This is a genomic window from Acinetobacter sp. LoGeW2-3 (genome assembly GCF_002688565.1).
Classification (GTDB): Bacteria; Pseudomonadota; Gammaproteobacteria; order Pseudomonadales; family Moraxellaceae; genus Acinetobacter.
On the sequence record NZ_CP024011.1, the window covers coordinates 1,035,268 to 1,052,438 of the forward strand.

At 45.0% G+C, this 17,171-nt stretch carries 21 protein-coding genes; 15 read left to right on the forward strand and 6 right to left on the reverse strand.

The genetic code is table 11. The features are described 5' to 3' along the window. Positions 1-10 precede the first annotated feature (10 nt). The gene (locus tag BS636_RS04975) at positions 11-463 is read right to left on the reverse strand and encodes a YcgN family cysteine cluster protein (RefSeq protein ID WP_099337790.1); all 453 of its coding nucleotides are present in this window, start codon (positions 461-463) and stop codon (positions 11-13) included. A gap of 193 nt (positions 464-656) precedes the next feature. Here BS636_RS04975 and BS636_RS04980 point away from each other — a divergent pair, with 193 nt between their 5' ends. Further along, on the forward strand, positions 657-815 hold the full coding sequence (locus BS636_RS04980; RefSeq protein WP_004647174.1) for a DUF1328 domain-containing protein: 159 nt from the start codon (positions 657-659) through the stop codon (positions 813-815). Positions 816-909: 94 nt separating this feature from the next. Here BS636_RS04980 and murJ read toward each other — a convergent pair whose 3' ends face one another. Continuing rightward, positions 910-2,460: a murein biosynthesis integral membrane protein MurJ gene (murJ, locus tag BS636_RS04985; protein WP_171265987.1), complete on the reverse strand. Its 1,551-nt coding sequence runs from the start codon at positions 2,458-2,460 to the stop codon at positions 910-912. Between the two features lie 65 nt (positions 2,461-2,525). Beyond that, positions 2,526-3,110 carry a 1,6-anhydro-N-acetylmuramyl-L-alanine amidase AmpD gene (gene ampD / locus BS636_RS04990; RefSeq protein WP_099337792.1) on the reverse strand — a complete coding sequence of 195 codons (585 nt, stop codon included), beginning with the start codon at positions 3,108-3,110 and terminating at the stop codon, positions 2,526-2,528. Between the two features lie 158 nt (positions 3,111-3,268). Between ampD and nadC the strand changes: the two genes are divergently transcribed. After that, the gene (gene nadC, locus BS636_RS04995; RefSeq protein ID WP_099337793.1) at positions 3,269-4,114 is read left to right on the forward strand and encodes a carboxylating nicotinate-nucleotide diphosphorylase; all 846 of its coding nucleotides are present in this window, start codon (positions 3,269-3,271) and stop codon (positions 4,112-4,114) included. 115 nt (positions 4,115-4,229) lie between these two features. Here the strand turns inward: nadC and BS636_RS16550 are convergent, their stop codons facing one another. Both BS636_RS16550 and rph read right to left on the reverse strand, forming a co-directional pair. Then, positions 4,230-4,355 (reverse strand): hypothetical protein, encoded by a 126-nt coding sequence (locus BS636_RS16550; protein WP_265735293.1) that lies wholly within the window; start codon positions 4,353-4,355, stop codon positions 4,230-4,232. A 156-nt stretch (positions 4,356-4,511) separates the two neighbouring features. Beyond that, positions 4,512-5,228 carry a ribonuclease PH gene (gene rph, locus BS636_RS05000; protein ID WP_099337794.1) on the reverse strand — a complete coding sequence of 239 codons (717 nt, stop codon included), beginning with the start codon at positions 5,226-5,228 and terminating at the stop codon, positions 4,512-4,514. Between the two features lie 196 nt (positions 5,229-5,424). Here rph and BS636_RS05005 point away from each other — a divergent pair, with 196 nt between their 5' ends. Then, positions 5,425-6,054, forward strand: a complete 630-nt coding sequence (locus tag BS636_RS05005; RefSeq protein ID WP_099337795.1) for a TetR family transcriptional regulator — start codon at positions 5,425-5,427, stop codon at positions 6,052-6,054. 93 nt (positions 6,055-6,147) lie between these two features. Here the strand turns inward: BS636_RS05005 and BS636_RS05010 are convergent, their stop codons facing one another. Further along, positions 6,148-6,768, reverse strand: a complete 621-nt coding sequence (locus BS636_RS05010; RefSeq protein WP_099337796.1) for a thiol:disulfide interchange protein DsbA/DsbL — start codon at positions 6,766-6,768, stop codon at positions 6,148-6,150. 181 nt (positions 6,769-6,949) lie between these two features. Between BS636_RS05010 and ubiG the strand changes: the two genes are divergently transcribed. From ubiG to ssuC, 12 genes are all read left to right on the forward strand, one after another. Beyond that, a complete protein-coding gene (gene ubiG / locus BS636_RS05015) occupies positions 6,950-7,693 on the forward strand; it encodes a bifunctional 2-polyprenyl-6-hydroxyphenol methylase/3-demethylubiquinol 3-O-methyltransferase UbiG (RefSeq protein WP_099337797.1) in 744 nt (247 codons plus the stop codon). Continuing rightward, positions 7,690-8,373, forward strand: coding sequence for an HAD family hydrolase (locus BS636_RS05020; protein WP_099337798.1), 684 nt, complete (start codon positions 7,690-7,692; stop codon positions 8,371-8,373). The genes ubiG and BS636_RS05020 overlap by 4 nt, the downstream gene beginning before the upstream one ends. Positions 8,374-8,436: 63 nt before the next feature. Next, positions 8,437-9,183, forward strand: coding sequence for a YciK family oxidoreductase (locus BS636_RS05025; RefSeq protein ID WP_099337799.1), 747 nt, complete (start codon positions 8,437-8,439; stop codon positions 9,181-9,183). A 168-nt stretch (positions 9,184-9,351) separates the two neighbouring features. Further along, positions 9,352-9,771: a hypothetical protein gene (locus BS636_RS05030; protein WP_099337800.1), complete on the forward strand. Its 420-nt coding sequence runs from the start codon at positions 9,352-9,354 to the stop codon at positions 9,769-9,771. A 184-nt stretch (positions 9,772-9,955) separates the two neighbouring features. Further along, the gene (locus tag BS636_RS16270; RefSeq protein WP_171265988.1) at positions 9,956-10,111 is read left to right on the forward strand and encodes a hypothetical protein; all 156 of its coding nucleotides are present in this window, start codon (positions 9,956-9,958) and stop codon (positions 10,109-10,111) included. 284 nt (positions 10,112-10,395) lie between these two features. Next, positions 10,396-10,779 carry an RcnB family protein gene (locus tag BS636_RS05035; RefSeq protein ID WP_099337801.1) on the forward strand — a complete coding sequence of 128 codons (384 nt, stop codon included), beginning with the start codon at positions 10,396-10,398 and terminating at the stop codon, positions 10,777-10,779. Between the two features lie 216 nt (positions 10,780-10,995). After that, positions 10,996-11,355, forward strand: coding sequence for an RcnB family protein (locus BS636_RS05040; protein WP_099337802.1), 360 nt, complete (start codon positions 10,996-10,998; stop codon positions 11,353-11,355). A gap of 133 nt (positions 11,356-11,488) precedes the next feature. Beyond that, positions 11,489-12,838 carry an amino-acid N-acetyltransferase gene (argA, locus tag BS636_RS05045; protein WP_099337803.1) on the forward strand — a complete coding sequence of 450 codons (1,350 nt, stop codon included), beginning with the start codon at positions 11,489-11,491 and terminating at the stop codon, positions 12,836-12,838. Positions 12,839-13,174: 336 nt separating this feature from the next. Then, positions 13,175-14,134, forward strand: coding sequence for a sulfonate ABC transporter substrate-binding protein (locus tag BS636_RS05050; protein ID WP_099337804.1), 960 nt, complete (start codon positions 13,175-13,177; stop codon positions 14,132-14,134). 28 nt (positions 14,135-14,162) lie between these two features. Continuing rightward, a complete protein-coding gene (locus tag BS636_RS05055) occupies positions 14,163-15,155 on the forward strand; it encodes a sulfonate ABC transporter substrate-binding protein (RefSeq protein WP_099339602.1) in 993 nt (330 codons plus the stop codon). A 16-nt stretch (positions 15,156-15,171) separates the two neighbouring features. After that, the gene (gene ssuD, locus BS636_RS05060; protein WP_099337805.1) at positions 15,172-16,347 is read left to right on the forward strand and encodes an FMNH2-dependent alkanesulfonate monooxygenase; all 1,176 of its coding nucleotides are present in this window, start codon (positions 15,172-15,174) and stop codon (positions 16,345-16,347) included. Then, a complete protein-coding gene (ssuC, locus tag BS636_RS05065; RefSeq protein WP_099337806.1) occupies positions 16,347-17,162 on the forward strand; it encodes an aliphatic sulfonate ABC transporter permease SsuC in 816 nt (271 codons plus the stop codon). The genes ssuD and ssuC overlap by 1 nt, the downstream gene beginning before the upstream one ends. Positions 17,163-17,171: the final 9 nt, after the last annotated feature.

Consider the following 17,171-nt stretch of genomic DNA (forward strand, 5'->3'; position numbering starts at 1 on the left):
AGAAAAAGTTCTAGCGCACCCAGCGCACAATATGATCTTCCATTTCTTCTTCATCCACTTCTAATTCACTCAGACAGCGACCCGCAGCAGACTTGCGCGCTTTAATCACACTTTCACGTGAACCGCTAATCAAGTAATGCCAAGACGGCAAGTGCTTGCCTTCTGCTACCCGGCGATAGGCACAGCTGGATGGTAACCAGTGAATCGTTGCCAGTTTTTCAGGCGTAAGCTGAATACAATCCGGAACGAATTGTAAACGGTTCGGATAATCCGAACAGCGTGCCGTTTGACAGTCAAGCAGCTTACAGGCGACTCGCGTATAAGTCACTTCCTGAGTATCTTCATCTTCGAATTTAATCAGACAGCAGAGCCCGCAGCCATCACACAGTGCCTCCCACTCCTGAGGTTTCAGCTCAGTCAGGGCATAGTGTTTCCAGAATTTAGGACGCAAAGTATCAGTCATAACAGAAGGCAGAGATGAGGCAGGAGAAATCTATTATAGCAGCCCTGTACAAAACAAACGTACTGTAAGCGTCTGATAACTATACTCACACGAATGCTAAGGTCTAGATACATCACCAACAAAAGACGAACAGTTTGAAGGGGTTATTGTCCCTATACTGATTTTGAGAATAAAAACACATGGAGATTCAAAGATGTTTCGTTGGGCTATTATATTCGCTGTTATTGCGTTGATTGCCAGTTTACTCGGTTTTGGTGGAGTAGCAGGTCTATCTAAAGATTTCGCGATTATTTTGTTAGTAATTGCGGTTATTCTTGCAATTGTTGGCTTCTTGTCCCGCGGTAAGGTCTAGAGTAACGGATCTGATCCGAGACTCAAACCCATCTACCGATGGAATAGAAACTAAAAAAATAAGAGCTCAACGGCTCTTATTTTTTGCATGAATTTTATGGTTTCAGATGTTGTGGTCGGAAGCCAGCCAATACTAAGGCCACCAGATAAACTGCGACTCCGACAATACATAGTCCGATGACTTCAGCCACACGGATCCATTGTGATACATCACCGTTATACCAGGTCAAGGCATAAGCCAATGCTGCGATCATCGCGAAGTTGGCAAAACCAAACTGCAAAATCAGCTTTTTCCAGTGACCACCAAAACGGAAAATATCGCGCTTATGCAGATAAAAATACAGCATTCCGGCATTGACCAAAGCTGAACCTGAAGAGGCTAAAGCCAATGCCATATGCTCTGCATGCCAGTTGATCAGCTTAAAGAAACCAATAAAGATTACGTTCAGAATGGCATTGGCCGCTACCGCCATCAGACCAACACGTACCGGTGTTCTGGTATCTTGCTGGGCATAAAAACCTGGGGCAAAGACTTTAATCAGCATGAATGAAATCACGCCAGCACTCATACACTGCAGTGCCATTGCAGTCATCTGGGTATCTTCCAGATCAAACTGACCACGCTGGAACAGCGCCTGAATGATTGGGGTCGAAAGCATAAATAGTGCAATACTGGCAGGCAAGCCAACCATTACAATCACTTTTGCTGCCCAGTCAATCATGCTACGGAATTTCGCCTGATCCTGCTCAGCATGACGTGCCGACAAAGATGGCAGAATCACGGTACCAATTGCCACGCCAATCAAGCCCAATGGCAATTCGGTCATACGTTCCGCACTGTACAGCCAAGACACTGAACCATCCTGCATAAAGGATGCCCAAATCGTATTCAGCAATAGGTTGATCTGCGTGACTGAAACACCAAAAAGTGCTGGCAGCATCAGTTTCATGATGCGGTCTACACCTTCATGTTTGAAATCAACTTTGGGTGGAATTAGCAGTTTTTTGCGCCATAGCTCCGGGATCTGGATCGCCAGTTGCAGCGCGCCGGCAATCAAGACTGCCCAACCCAGTGCCATGATCGGCTCAGCCATATACGGGGTCAGCCAGAAGGCGCCAGCAATCATTGCCACATTTAATAACACTGGTGCAAAAGCGGGTGTGGTGAATGAACCATAGCTATTTAAAATACTGCTGGCAAAAGCTGTCAGCGACATAAACAGCAGATAAGGAATGGTCAGGCGGAACATGTCCGATGCCAGCGCAAACTTCTCCGGATCTGCATGGAAACCCGGTGCATAGACATAGATAATCGCGGGTGCAGCGACCATCGCCACAAAAGTCAGCAGGCTCATGACCGTAGATAGGCAACCAAACACCCGGCTAATCAGAATCTGTACTTCGGCATGTGTCCGTGTGGTTTTATATTCGGTCAATACCGGAATAAAGGCCTGTGAAAAAGCCCCTTCCGCAAACAGACGCCGGAAGAAATTGGGAATACGGAATGCGACCACGAAGGTATCGAAGTCCTTGCCTGCACCAAAGACATTGAGCAAGACAATATCCCGAACCAGACCTAGTACTCGTGACAACATGGTCATCGCACTGACAATGACGGTCGAACGCCACAGCGCCATACTGTTCACCTAATGTTTAAATTTTGCCTATTGTAATGAAACTTCTGGCAGAAGTTCATTGCTTTATCACATTCCTATTCAGGTATTGATGTATTTTTATAATGATGTAGTTGTTCCCGGAATGCCGCCCAGTTGAAATACGGGCCTGGATCAGTTTTGCGTCCCGGCGCGATATCTGAATGTCCGGCAATGTGCTGTTGGGTTTTCGGATAATGCGCTTGCAAACAAGCGGTCACCTGAACCAGCGCATCATATTGTGCCTGTTCAAATGGAAGGTCATCGCTACCTTCCAGCTCAATCCCGATAGAATAATCATTGCATTCTTTCTTGCCGAGATAGGTCGAGCGCCCCGCATGCCAGGCACGGTCATTGAAATTGACAAACTGTAGTACTTCCCCACTACGCAGGATCAACAGATGGGTCGACACTTCCATGCCCTGAATGGTCTGAAAATACGGATGCACTGACCAATCTAGCTCGTTCTGGAAAAACTGTTCAATATAGCCACCGCCAAATTGAGATGGCGGCAGGCTAATGTTATGCACCACGATCAGCTGAATCTCGGTATTTTCCGGACGCTGGTTAAAGTTGGGTGAGGGAATCTGGCGTGCACCGATGAGTTGTCCATCCTTTACATGAAACGCAGGTGCTTGTTGCATAAAAACTTTCCTATCCCCAACTAAAGGCTTAATGCTAAAACTTTCGCATTCAAATCTCAATTCAGCTGTGATGACTGTACGAAAAATCGCTCATTTTTATGTAACAGTGCTAATATAACGCGCAATTTTCACGGCTTAATAAAGATACGGAAATACTCATGAGCATATCTCAAGCTTTGCTAGAACAGTCGATTCAGATCAATATTCAACAGGCGCTGGCAGAAGATGTTGGTGATGGTGACATCACTGCCCTGCTGACACTGGAAGCTGAACAGGCGACTGCCACCATCATTAGCCGTGAAGAGATGATGCTGGCTGGACAACCTTGGGTAAATGCTCTGATTCAGGCTTATGATCCAAAAGTTGAAGTGATCTGGCTAAAGAATGATGGTGACCGCGTACAGGCTAATGAAGCGTTCCTGAAACTGGCAGGATCAGCACGTAGCTTGCTCACGGTAGAACGTCCAGCACTGAACTTTGTGCAAACCCTGTCTGCAGTTGCAACCAAAACTGCCAGCTATGTCAAAGAATTAGATGGTTTAAATACCAAGTTACTAGATACACGTAAAACCATTCCGGGCCTGCGTATTGCACAGAAATATGCGGTAGCGGTTGGTGGTGGCCAGAACCATCGTCTGGGCCTGTTTGATGCCTTCTTAATTAAAGAAAATCACATCATGGCCGCTGGTGGAATTACTCAGGCGATTGCTAAGGCACATCAGATTGCACCAGGCAAACCGGTTGAAGTTGAAGTCGAAACTTGGGATGAACTGAATCAGGCACTCGAAGCGAAAGCCGATATCGTGATGCTAGATAATTTCAGTCAGCAGCAGATGATTAATGCGGTGAAGCATGTAGCAGGTCGCTGTAAACTTGAAGCTTCAGGCAATATCACGATTGAGAATTTGCGCGAAGTGGCAAGCACAGGGGTAGATTATATTTCTATGGGTGTACTGACCAAAGATGTGAAAGCCATTGATTTATCCATGCGTTTTAATGGCTAAGTCCTGATTGGATCTGTGGTATTAGAAGGGTGCGTAGCACCCTTTTTTATTTTCGATTTTTGCACAAATTTTGCACAATAATAATATAAGTGAATGAACTGAGATTTGATTGCGATTACTGGTTGGTATTTTGTCCTGCTGGTGCAGAAGCGCCATCCCGATCCGCATCGCGGGAATTGTTATCACATGCCGTAAGACCAAGAACGGTACAGACTGAAAGTGCCATGAATAATATTTTCATACTTTGACCCTCTATATTTAAGTAGATTGAAAATCATCTCCCGAAACACAGCGATACAGTAGACAGGTCCTGTTCAATTTTTGTGAGGCAATGTTGATGCCTAAAGACAAGCATAAAAAAACGCATCCGAAGATGCGTTTTTCACTGGAAAATAAATTACCAGCCTAAAGCTTCTTGCTGTTTCTTGATCAGCTCTTGAATACCTTTCTCAGCCATTTCCAGCATGTCATTGCATTGGCTACGGGTAAATGGCTTGTCTTCTGCAGTACCCTGAATTTCAATAAATTCACCGGCTTGCGTCATCACCACATTTAGGTCAGTCTGGCAATTAGAGTCTTCTTCATAGCAAAGATCCAGTAATACTTCATCTTTGAAAATACCCACAGAAATTGCAGCTACCAGACCTTTAAGTGGGTCTTGCTTGATTTTTTTCTTCTCAAGCAATACGTTCATCGCATCGATCAATGCTACCGCAGCACCCGTAATTGATGCGGTACGTGTACCACCATCTGCCTGGATCACGTCACAGTCAATCGTAATCGTGTTTTCACCGAGTTTTTTCAGGTCCACCATGGCACGTAAGCTACGGCCGATCAAACGCTGGATTTCCTGAGTACGGCCACTTTGTTTGCCGCGTGCTGCTTCACGGTCGCTACGGGTATGGGTAGAACGTGGCAGCATGCCATATTCTGCGGTTACCCAGCCTTGACCCTGACCTTTCAGGAAGCGTGGTACCGAGTTATCAATGCTGGCAGTACAAAGCACTTTAGTATGACCAAATTCAACCAATACTGAACCTTCCGCATAACGTGTGTAGTTGCGGGTAATTTTAACGTCACGTAATTGATCTAATGCTCGCTGGTCGATACGCATAATAAGTCCTGCTTTGACTGGAAAATAATTGCGGCTCAGTATAGCAGAAGCCTCCACTAAGATTGTCCAGCCCTTGGCATGATTTACAAAATCAATCAGTTTAGTTCGATCAAAATATGAAATTGGGCTATCTGAATTGCGCTATGTGATTGCTGATTTTTTGTTAGAATCAAAGGGAAATATCAAGAAGATTTTTATGTCTTTACGCGAAGAACGCAAACAGCAAAGTCATCAGGCTATTCTAGATGCCGCATTGGTGTTAAGTAGCCGTGGCCGCGCCTTTAGCAATATCAGCTTGCGAGAGCTTTCCCGTGAAGTTGGACTCGTACCAACGGCGTTCTATCGACATTTTAACGACATGCAGCAGCTGGGTCTGGAGCTACTGGATCAGGTCACCATTCAACTTAAAAGTGTCTTAAACCAGCTGGTTGATGCTTATCTGCATCAGGTACATTCCGACAGTAACGCCTCTATCAGCCTATTCTTTCAGGCGGTTGAAGAGCATCCCGAACCGTGGCTATTTTTTGCTACAGAGCGTTGGGGTGGATCAGATTTTTTAAGAAGCAGTATTGAGCGAGAACTGCAATTTTGGGTATCTGATCTGGTCGATGAACTGGAAAATCTCTATGCTGCTCAGGGCATTGAACAACCTCAACACTTAAAGCTGCTGATTCAAATGCTGGTGGATTTATCCCTGAATTGGGCAATGGGTTGGATGAATATTCAAGGTCTGGCAGATGCTGAATTGAAAGAGCTTCGTAGTAAAGAATTTAAGACCCAAACCGTGATTCAGATGCAACTGCTGTTTCAGGGCATCCATGCATAAACAACGTTTAGACCGCTAGAGCTAGAGTAGATATTTTTAGCAATAAAAAAACCTGCATCAATGTGCAGGTTTTTTTTAAAAATCAGAAAAAAATTATTTTGCCTTACGTTCTTTTTCAACCAGATAAGAAATCACTTGAGTAACTTTGGCATCTTCACCTTGCACGATGTATTTACCATTTACCACTACTGCAGGTACACCAGTAAGCTGATAAGTCTGCGCCAAACGTTTTGCCTGCGCAATTTTAGAGCTCACTGGGAATGATTTATAAGTGCTGTTAAACTTCGCTTCAGACACGCCATAACGGGTATAGAACTTGGCAAAACCAGCTTGCTCTAGCAGGCTTTGTTGACCACGTACATGAATGTCATGGAATAGCTGCAAATGTGCTTTTTGACGAACGCCTAGTAATTCAGATGCATAGTAGGCACGTGCACCCTGCTCCCATAGCGGATTCATCGCTGCAGGGGTACGGACAAAACGCACATCTTTAGGAATTTGTTTTAACCACGTTTGCATATGTGGTTCTAATTTGAAACAGTGTGGGCAACCGTACCAAAAGAATTCACGTACTTCGATTTTCCCCGGAACTTCAACTTTGACCGGATTTGGAACCACAGTGTAGTCCTTACCGGCAGTAAATTGTGCAGCCATAGCGCTGCCAGAAATTGCAAAAAGAGCGGCTGCTACGCCACTGAAAAGGAATTTTTTCATTGAACTTATAGTCCTCTAAATCATTATGATTAGCTTATGCAGATACTATAAATCAAATATGCGGCTTTCGTTTTTATTCTGTGAACTTTTTTAAGGCTTTTATCGCTTTTTTTGCAGGAAGCGCTACACTAATCAGCATTGAACTTTTTTAAAATATAACGACTTGATTGAGGTGACACCGATGTCGCAATTGAATGTTGATCCACAAGAAATTGCCAAATTTGAAGCTTTCGCAGCCATATGGTGGGATCAGCATTCCGAGTTCCGCCCTTTGCACATGATTAATCCACTACGTCTGAACTGGATTGATGAGCATGCCGGTGGCCTGAGTGGAAAAAAGGTTCTGGATGTGGGCTGTGGCGGCGGCATTCTGGCAGAAAGCATGGCGCGCCGTGGTGCCGAGGTGCTTGGCATCGATATGGGTGAAGCACCGCTAAATGTGGCGCGTCTGCATGCGGAACAAGAAGGTGTCAGCAATATTCAATATCGCCAGGTTCCAGTGGAGCAACTGGCTGAGGAACAGGCGGGTCAATATGATGTCGTGACCTGTATGGAAATGCTGGAACACGTTCCAGATCCTGCCTCAATTATTCAGGCTTGCCATAAACTGGTCAAACCAGGCGGCCATGTGTTCTTCTCGACCATTAACCGTAATCCGAAGTCTTATTTATTTGCCATTATCGGTGCGGAATATGTGCTGCGTATGCTGGCACGTGGTACACATGATTACAGTAAATTCATCAAGCCATCTGAGCTGGCGCATGACATCCGTAATGCAGGCCTGAAACTGAAAGATATGACCGGTCTACACTATAACCCGTTGACCAAGCGTTATTGGTTAGCGCCAAATGTCGACGTCAATTACATGGTCTATACTGTCAAAGAAGATAGCGTAAAAGAAAATGTGAATGGAGCTGCTGAATGAAAGCAGTCCTCTTCGATCTCGATGGTACTTTAATTGACACTGCAGCTGACTTTGTCCGTATTATTCAGGATATGTGCCGTGAAGAAGGTCGTGAAGTAGTGGCAGCAGAGCTGATCCGGACTCAGGTTTCGGAAGGTGCCCGCGCCATGGTCAAGCTGGTTTATCCAGAACTTGGACTAGAAGATCCATTGCTGCTGGCGCATCGTCAGCGTTTTCTGGACCTGTATGGTGCCGATATTGCAGTCGATACCGATCTATTTGACGGCATGTATCCTTTACTAGAAGCTTTGGAAGCACGTAGCATTCCTTGGGGCATTGTAACCAATAAGCCACGCTGGCTGAGTGAATCACTGCTCGCTGCATTAAACCTAAGCGAACGCTGTTCGGTACTGGTTTGCCCGGAAGATGTTGGCCGTACCAAGCCAGATCCAGAACCAATGTATCTGGCAGCGAAACAGATCGAGCTGGCGGCTAAAGACTGTATTTATGTGGGCGATCATCCCCGTGATATCGATGCCGGACGCGCAGCCAATATGTATACCATTCTGGCGGCTTACGGTTATCTGCCACTGGAACATAAAGATGATTTAAACGCTTGGCATGCGGATTGTATCGTGCATAGTGTAGAAGAATTACATCAACGCATTCAGGATCTGGTTTTCAAGCCGGTACTCAGCTAAAACTTAGGTTCCGATCAGAACATTAAACTTAACAACAATAAGCAAGAAATAAGGAGGTCGTTCATGAAATATTCAGAATATCAACCTCGCTCTGACCTGTTAAAGGATCGTATTATCCTGATCACAGGTGCTGGCGATGGCATTGGACGTGCAGCAGCGATCAGCTATGCGCTGCATGGCGCGACGGTGGTACTGCACGGCCGCACCCTGAACAAGCTTGAAGTCATCTATGATGAAATTGAAGGTTTGGGTGCACCGCGACCAGCGATTCTGCCGCTACAACTTTCCAGTGCTTCTGAGCGTGATTACGAGTTCCTGGTCGAGACCCTCAGCAAACAGTTTGGCCGACTGGACGGGATTCTGCACAATGCGGGCATTCTCGGAGAACGTACTGAACTGGCGCATTATAGTCCCGGTGTCTGGGATGATGTGATGGCCGTCAACCTGCGTGCGCCGTTTGTGCTGACTCAGGCCCTGCTTCCTTTGCTGGAAAAATCTGAACATGCTTCAGTGGTCTTTACCAGTTCAGGTGTCGGCCGTCAGGTGCGTGAACGCTGGGGTGCTTATTCGGTGTCCAAGATTGCCATTGAAGCCGTAAGTCAGCTATTTGCTAAAGAAAATGTGCATCCAAATGTGCGTTTTAACTGCATCAATCCAGGTGGAACCCGTACGGCAATGCGTTCTAAAGCCTACCCGGATGAAGATCCACTGACCTTGCCAACCCCAGAATCGATCATGCCGGCTTATCTGTACCTGATGGGTGACGACAGCCTGCATATGAACGGTCAGAGTATTGATGCACAGGATTAAGTCCTGATTTAAGTGAAGACGATTGGAATTAGGGAGCTATGGCTCCCTTTTTTATTGCGATTTCATACTTAAATAATGCATAAATCTTGCCTGACTCCACCGTGGTCGCATTGAGTTTCGTTAAAATTCACCCATACTATCGCTAACAGATTTTGATTCGAGTGCAACATGACTGACCTAAACAACATCACCGTGACCCCTTTGGAAGATGGCATGGTGTCACTTCTAATTGATCAGCAGCCGATTTCTGAAAAATACGGCGTGAAGTTTGAAGCCAGTATTGTGGACGACATCAAAGCACTCGAAAATGGCAGCAAGCTGAAACTATTCGAGCAGTTTATTTTTTCCCATACCGATCTGAACTTTGAACATGCCTACTACTATGTGACCGGTATTGAAAAACTGGATGATGGCTACCGTCTGGCTAAACATTTTGTGTATCGCATTAAAATTGAAAACCAACCGGATATCGAGCATGTGATTACCAATCAAGGCAAACCAATGACCGCAGATGATGTGCGTGCCTTTATTAATGCACATATCCAGAAATCGCTAACTGATTATACGGATTTGAACTACGCTTACTAAGCGGATTCTGAATCGATATAAGAGCATGCTTGACGTGCTCTTTTTTATTTGGCAAATCTTTTAAAAATAACAATAAATCGGTTTTTCATATAGTAACTATAATTTATTCGGTTTTTCAAATTAAGATCTAAGCGTTATGCTGTCGGTATTCAACAGATGATGACCGAATAAAGGAGAGCACTGCATGGCTGACCAAAAACGTAAGATTGAGACCATTCGCCATATTGAAAGCCTACAATTATCAGATACCTTGATCCAGGCGCTAGATGATGCCACTGAAGCTGAATGTGTAGCTGAAGCGATCCAATCTTTACAGGGTTTAACCGAACAATGGAACTAGTTCAAAGCTGCCTATATTGATATGCGATTTGACCTGGATCTAGCAGATTAATCGTTCTCATTTACCGGGTTTTACTTGACCCCAAAAGACAATGCCCTCAGGATAGTATTCCGCAGGTTCTCAAGCGCTTAGCCTGTATGAAGCGCTCAAAAGCTACTGAAATCATGGCATAATCATAATCTCTCTGCATTCTTTAAAGAATACATGCCTGATCTTCACAGTTTCTCTGCAATTTTTGCGTAAATTAGACCTGTAGAAAATGAACAATTGATTGAGGGTTCACCATGAAAAAGCTTTTAGTTGCTTTGACAATGTCTATCAGTACCTTAATGCTGACGACTGTTGCCAATGCTGCGCCGCATTTTGATGATGAACGTCATATGGATCAGCGTCATGGCCAGGGTCAAGGTAAAAAAGCTCGTGATCGTGGCGACCATGAAGACCATCGTCGCGTGCGTGAAGAACGCGGTGTAAAGCGTTTACAGCAAATGAGATGGCAACCTGGCTATGTCATGCCACAGCACTATCGCGGTAATGGTTATAAAGTCGAATATAAAGACCACAAATTGCCAAAACCTGACCGCAAACAGCAGTGGTATAAGGTCAACAATGAATACATCCTTGTCGATTCGGATAGCAACAGCATTATTCGTAGCCTTGGACACTAAACTTTAACATCTTTATAGACCCAACTTGTTTGGGTCTTTTTTATTTTGGCTCAGTGCTCATTTTTTGTTGTTAGCTAAAAAGCCTGTAATCCACTCTTATTCTTCTTTTTTTCTTCATAAATTTAACAATTCGCCTAAATTGCCCTCACGGTTTCTCTCTACTGATTCGCTAATTTAGTCTCATCGAAACGAGAATGATGAATTCAGGTGAATGCCATGAAAAAAGTGTTAACAACAATCGCTTTATCCTTGAGTGCTTTAGTTGCAACTTCTGCAATGGCGGCACCACAACATGATCCACGTTATGCACCGCATAAACCGGCAGCGCATTGGGATCATAAAGATGCGAAAAAATGGGATGACCGTCGCTATAACAACCGTGTCGTGAATCCAAGTCGTGACTGGCGTGTAGGTCAAAAACTGCCAAACCAATACGATAATCGTCGCTTTGAAGTGAGCAGCTATGAAGAACGTCGTCTGCCAAAAGCGAACAAAAACCAGCAGTGGTACAAAATCAATGGTGACTACGTACTGGTAAATGACCGTAACGACAAGATTGTTCGTATCATCAACTAAGTCCTTCTTCTTAATCTTTTCTCCATTACACCTGAAGCCCGCGCTTCAGGTGTTTTTTTATTGCTGTACTTCCCTTCTGGCTTTTTTTAGAATCAAATTCAATTAAGTATTATTTTTTAATATAGGTCAGCGCATGAATTCAGCAGAACCGTCTCTAAGCACAACTTTGCAATATGTGCATTGGTTTCGCCATTCTGCGCCCTATATCAATGCGCACCGTAACAAAACCTTCGTGATCATGTTTGATGGCGAGGCGGTGCTGCATGACAACTTCCAGCATATTATTCACGATATTGCCCTGCTGCATTCTCTGGGGATTCATCTGATTCTAGTCCATGGTGCACGTCCGCAGATTAACCAGAATCTGGCAGCCAGTCAGATCACTACGCCTTTTCATCGTCAGCGCCGCATTACCACCCGTGAATCGTTAAGCTGTGTCATGAATGCCGTTGGTTCAATCCGCCTGCAAATTGAAGCACTACTTTCTATGGGGCTGGCGAATTCACCGATGTATGGCGCCCGTATTGATGTAGTCTCTGGTAATTTTGTGACTGCCAAACCTTACGGAATTCGTGACGGGATTGATTTCCAGTTAACCGGTGAAGTTCGTGCTGTGGATACGGATGCGATTCAGCGTCATCTCGACAGCCACAATATTGTGGTGCTTGGATCAACCGGTTACTCCACCACGGGTGAAGTCTTTAATCTACTGGCCGAGGAAGTCGCGACCAAAACTGCGATTCACATCAAGGCAGATAAGCTGATTTTCCTGGGTAAACAGCATGGTCTGCTCAATGCCGATGGGCAATTGCAGCGTGAAGTGCAGCCGAGCCAGCTGGATGCTTACATGATGCAGGATGCTCAAGATGTTCCATCCGAACTCACCTTGCAGCTGCGTGCTGCACAGGAAGCCTCAATGAACGGGGTGAATCGTGTGCATCTGATTTCTTATGCCCACGACGGCGCATTGCTGGAAGAACTCTTCACCCGAGATGGTTCCGGCACCCTGATTACTGATGCACATTATGAAGATGTACGTATGGCGACTATTCAGGATGTCGGCGGCCTGATCAACCTGCTGCGCCCTTTGGAAGAAGAAGGCATTCTAGTATACCGTTCACGCGAACGTTTGGAAAATGAAATTGGACAGTTTGCGGTGATTGAGCGTGACGGGATGATTCTGGCCTGTGCAGCGCTGTACCCTATTCCAACTGCCGGCAATGAACCCTGTTCTGCCGAAATCGCCTGTGTAGCGGTGCATCCAAGTTACCGTAAGTCCAATCGTGGCAGCCAGATTCTGAATTATCTGGAAGATAAAGCGCGCAGCATGGGGATTCAGCAACTGTTTATTCTGACCACCCGTACTGCGCACTGGTTCCTGGAACAGGGCTTTGAACAGTCCTCGGTCGAGGATCTGCCAGATGCCCGTCAGGCGCTATATAACTACCAGCGTAATTCCTTAGTTTGTAAGAAGTCACTTTAATGTGACTTTTTATTTATCTATATATCTTATTTTTTGCTAAAGATATTTAAATTTCTCAAGCATTTATCTTAAGACTGTTTGCAGAGATTCTCATATCGATATCTTTATATTTCATTAATAAAATTAATTATAAATTTCAAATACTTAAATTCAATAAAAATCACACTTTATGAAATCCCTAAATCACTTTTCCGCATAAGTTTTGCGCTTTTTTATTTATCTTTTTTTCTCATTAGAAATTCCCGAATTGTTATTTTTTTTGAAAAGAAAAAACCATTAGCGTATGCCTAACTTATCTATTCCATCTAATTGGCTTTTTGTCAGGAGTTTATATTCATGCGCCAATCTACGATTAAATTCATCGCAAAAACAGCAGCTTTAAGTACTGCTATTGCTGGCGTGATGTTGCTCACTGGCTGCTCTAAAAAAGAAGAAAGCGTAACGCTGAATATCGGCTTCCAGAAATATGGTGTACTTCCTATCTTGAAAGAACGCGGCACTTTGGAAACTTCATTAAAAGAACAAGGCGTAAATGTGAAATGGGTTGAATTCCCAGCCGGTCCACAGTTACTTGAAGGTCTGAATGTCGGCAGTGTGTCTTTTGGTGAAGCGGGTGAAGCACCACCAATCTTTGCTCAGGCAGCCAACTCAAATCTGGTTTACGTGGCAAACCAGCCTGAAGCACCAAAAGCAGAAGCCTTAATCGTACAAAAAGATTCAAACATTCAGTCCGTACAAGACCTGAAAGGCAAACGTGTGGCACTAAATAAAGGCTCAAACGTTCATTACTTACTCTTAAAAGTTCTTGAAGCCAATAATCTGAAACTCAGCGATATCGAAGTGGTGTATCTGCCACCTTCTGATGCCCGTGCAGCCTTTGAACGTGGTGCAGTTGATGCCTGGGTCATCTGGGATCCGTTCTTCGCAGCAGCAGAACATCAGATTGGTGCACGTGTGATTGCAACCGGTGACAACGTAGTGAGTAACCACCAGTTCTACCTGGCAGATCGTAAGTTTGCTGAAGCAAATCCACAGATTATTGAAGCCGTAGTGAATGAGTTGAACCTGACCACTGAATGGGTATCTAGCCATCAGGATGAAGCAGCGAAACTCCTAGAAAAACCAACAGGTCTGGCATTTGACGTATTGAAAACTTCAATTTCACGTATGGGCTTTGGGGTAAAACCATTATCTACAGACGTGATTCAAAAACAACAACAGGTGGCTGATGCCTTCTATGGCCAGCAACTGATTCCAGCAAAACTTAATATTCAATCAGCAGTTTTAACGAAGTAAATCATAGGACAATTTAGGGGATTTAATGATGACTCAACATCAGCTATACAACAAAGCAATCACATGGTTCAAGACATCCAGTCATGGCATGAATGCCGCATTAGTTGCTTGTGCGATGTTGGGTTCAAGTGCCGCTTGGGCAGTTGATCCGTCAGTGAAACAGCTTCGTGTAGGCTATCAAAAAGCATCTGTGAACCTGGTCATTGCACAGCAGCAAAAGCTTTTTGAAAAGGAATTTCCAAACGCAAAAATCAGCTGGAATGAATTTCCTGGTGGTCCACAAATTTTAGAAGCATTGGCTGTAGGTTCTATTGATATTGGTGCAACTGGAGATACCCCACCTGTCTACGCTCAAGCAGGCAATAAACCATTGCATTATTTTGCTTATGAAACTGCAAAACCTTTAGCTTCTGCCATTCTGGTACAAAACAATTCCAAAATTACCAAGCTGAGCCAGCTCAAAGGTAAACGTGTCGGCGTACACCGCGGTTCGAGCTCACATTATTTACTGGTGCAGGCAGTACGCAAGGCAGGTTTGCAATGGACTGACATCCAGCCAATCTGGTTAAGCCCTGCTGATGCACGTGCAGCTTTCCAGAAAGGTGCGATTGATGCTTGGGCAATTTGGGATCCGTACTATGCAGCAGCACAAGTAGAAGATAAAGCAAGAGTTTTATCTTCGGGTAAAGGCTTAAGTCCAAATTACACCTTCTATCTAGCTTCAGAAAATTTAATCAAAAATCATCCACAAGCATTAAAAGGCATTATCAAGCAGGTTAATGTTGCGGATAAATGGGTACAAAGCCACAAGGCTGAAACTGCAAGCATTTTTGCGCAAAGTACCGGTCTAAAACCAGTGGTCAGCCAGACCTTTATCCAGCGTCGACCTAATCCATCTGGTGCGGCACCGCTCACCAAGAAAGTGATTGCCGATCAGCAAGAACTCGCAAACCGTTTCAGTGAACTCAAGATCATTCCGAAATCTATCAATATTCAGCAAGCCGTTTGGGCAGGCAAATAATCTAAGGATCAAAGACATGAAAATTTTCTGGTTTATCCCAACACATGGCGACAGCCGCTACCTAGGTACCAGCAAAGGCGCACGCCAGGTGGATCATGCCTACATGAAGCAGATTGCTGTTGCGGTCGATAACCTGGGCTATGAAGGTGTCCTGATTCCAACAGGCCGTTCATGTGAAGATCCATGGTTAACAGCAGCCAGCCTGATTGACGCAACTAAAAAATTAAAATTCCTGGTTGCGCTACGTCCTGGCGTAACCACTCCTGCCCTGACTGCACGTATGGCAGCAACTTTTGACCGTCTGTCTGGTGGACGTGTATTACTCAACCTGGTCACTGGTGGTGATGAGCAGGAACTGAAAGGCGATGGTGTGTATGAAGATCACGAAACTCGCTACAAGACTGCTGCTGAATATACGACGATCTGGCGTGAAATCCTGAAACGCTCTCACACTGGTGAAAGTTTCACTTTCCACGGCGAACGCTTAAGTGTAGATGATGCCAAATTACTCTATCCACCAATCCAAGAACCCCATCCTCCACTATGGTTTGGTGGTTCTTCAGATGCTGCGATTGAACTGGCAACAGATCAGGTTGACACTTACCTGACTTGGGGTGAACCACCTGCCGCAGTGAAAGAAAAAATTGAAAATGTGCGTGCCAAAGCTGCAGCGAAAGGCCGTAAATTAACTTACGGTATCCGCTTACACGTCATTGTTCGTGAAACCAATGAAGAAGCATGGAAAGCAGCAGAAGAGCTGATCCAATATGTAGATGATGCAACCATTGCAGCAGCTCAAGCAAAATTCAAGACTATGGATTCTGTCGGTCAGCGTCGTATGGCTGAACTGCATAATGGCGACCGTACTAAGTTAGAAGTATCTCCGAACCTTTGGGCAGGTGTAGGTCTGGTACGTGGTGGCGCAGGTACAGCACTAGTGGGCGATCCAGAAACTGTTGCAGCACGTATTCAAGAATATGCTGACCTAGGTATCGATACCTTCATCTTCTCTGGCTACCCACACCTGGAAGAATCAATCCGTTTTGCGGAACTGGTATTCCCTCTGCTACCACTTGAAACCCAGAAAAAATTGACTCAGCCAAACCTGACTGGTCCATTCGGTGAGATTGTGGCAAATAACTACACTCCAGATGAGAACAAAAAGGCTGCGAGTGTTCAGGAGCCAGCTTAATGTCAAAAGTCGTTTCTGTTGAAACCCTCGCAGAAAAGAAGGTTTCACGTGGAACACAGCTCGGGCAGCGTTTGCTGCCCTGGTTAGTTCCCATTGGATTAATTTTTATCTGGCAGATTGCGTCAAGTACTGGTCTGCTGGAAAGCCGCATTTTACCAGCACCGAGTGCCGTTGTAGTCGCATTCTGGAACCTGTTAATGAGTGGCGAACTCTGGACCCACGTGCAAGTCAGTGCTGGTCGTGCCATTAGTGGTCTATTGGTGGGCGGTGGTTTAGGTCTGCTTTTGGGCTTATTAAATGGTTCATCTAAAACCGCCTCTACCCTGCTCGATACCACTTTACAAATGATCCGTAATATCCCAGCTTTAGCCTTAATTCCACTGGTGATTTTATGGTTCGGTATCGATGAATCAGCCAAGCTGTTTCTGGTCGCGATTGGTGTGTTCTTCCCGATCTATATCAATACCTATCACGGTATTCGTTCAGTCGATCCACAGTTGATCGAAATGGGTAAAAGCTATGGCCTGACCCGCTGGCAGCTATATAAAGAAATCATTCTGCCAGGTGCAATGCCTTCGATTCTGGTGGGCTTACGTTTTTCACTCGGTCTGGTATGGGTACTGCTGATTGTGGCTGAAACCATTTCTGCACAGTCTGGCATTGGTTATATGACCATGAACGCGCGTGAATTCCTGCAAACAGATGTAGTCCTAGTCGGTATTTTACTGTATGCCCTACTCGGCAAACTGGCAGATGTTCTGGCAGTTGCTTTGGAACGTTTCCTGCTGCGCTGGCATGCTGGCTATCAAAAATAACTGAATAAT